This is a genomic window from Parendozoicomonas verongulae (genome assembly GCF_009711465.1).
Taxonomy (GTDB): Bacteria; Pseudomonadota; Gammaproteobacteria; order Pseudomonadales; family Endozoicomonadaceae; genus Sansalvadorimonas; species Sansalvadorimonas verongulae.
The window spans coordinates 655-1834 of record NZ_SMME01000830.1 but is presented as its reverse complement, the minus strand read 5'-3'; the positions used below and the strand labels follow the sequence as shown (position 1 = coordinate 1834).

The 1180-nt window shown below is 48.1% G+C and carries 3 protein-coding genes; 2 read left to right on the top strand and 1 reads right to left on the bottom strand.

The window, feature by feature from the left end; genetic code table 11:
• Window positions 1-233, top strand: a 233-nt coding sequence (locus E1189_RS25465; RefSeq protein ID WP_230460340.1) for a hypothetical protein, incomplete at its 5' end; no start/stop codon positions are given.
• Between the two features lie 69 nt (window positions 234-302).
• A complete protein-coding gene (locus E1189_RS11425; RefSeq protein WP_155160461.1) occupies window positions 303-515 on the top strand; it encodes a hypothetical protein in 213 nt (70 codons plus the stop codon).
• Window positions 516-547: 32 nt separating this feature from the next.
• On the opposite strand, the gene E1189_RS11420 is transcribed toward E1189_RS11425, so the two are convergent.
• On the bottom strand, window positions 548-1180 hold a 633-nt coding region (locus E1189_RS11420; RefSeq protein WP_230460339.1), incomplete at its 5' end, for a hypothetical protein.

The following is a 1180-nucleotide window of genomic DNA, read 5'->3' as shown; positions in this document are numbered from 1 at the left end:
TTCAGGTTGGTCCCGTGCATAATTTCTTCACATTATTAGCTTTGCCAGCCTCATTACTGACATTTTGGTCAGACACTGCATTCGCAGCATCTCAGGGGAACCTCACCAGGGTCACTCAGTATCCGGATGATCATATCGCCAACCTCAAGGTGGCTGACATCCTGGTTTTGTCCCGAGACCAATCCCCCCAAAACACCCAACGAGCGCTGATTGCCAGCAACGTACGCCCATGAAAACAACCTCTACAGGGAAGGTTTCCCTATCGACCGTACTTATAGCTCCTGAATAATTCTCCGCCCCCATTGAGTCCATCGAAGAATCCGGATATTCCTGAAACCAACCCGGATAAGGAAAACCTGCACCTGAAAACCGAGATAGTCAGAGTCGAAAATCCCGGAACTCCAAACGAAGAGCGGGCACGCATCACCGACCCGGACAAAATGCAGCTACTGGCTACACCTGGCAAAGCCATTGTAGCCCCGGTAGTCGTCGCACAGTGCGGCTTATCAGCCTGAACCCAGCTCCAGAGTCAGGTATAGCTGATGGATTATTCTGGCCCGACGGTCACGACCTGCACATCTCTGTAGAGCCCGGTAAGAACACTTGGCATGTCTTTCTCGAGAGCATCAATTCTAATTCTGACGTTTGGGGAGCCTCCACAGTTTCGCTTGTTACTAGCCACTAATGTTCCAGGCTCCGACTCTCCCCTCTGTAACAGGGGCGTCCATCTTCTCAGATTTTTATGCCGGATATTAACCCGATAGGGAATAGCCCCCCCGACACTATTATGTAATTCAAACCTGCGTCCTGGTCTAAGCTGGGAATCAAAAGACATTTTATACCTCCCCCCAAACAGGGCATAAACACAGAAGTCCATATCTCCTTGCAGCCACCCACCGCTGATATTGTTTTTAGTCATAGCAATATCTTTTAGTTGGGTCACCTGAAACAGATTTTTGATATTGAGTTGTACATAGAATGGAGGTAATGCAGGTAGTAGCGATTTATTGTTAACCATCAACTGAAAGTGACCGTTGTACTGCCCCACCGAACCATGACGAACAATATCGCTCCTCTTAACACTTATCGTTATAGAAAAGCCATAGTCTGCGCAACGCTTGAACTGAGGATTCCCCTGAATCTCAATAGAGTCACTACTTCTCTTCAATGCTTTATCCAG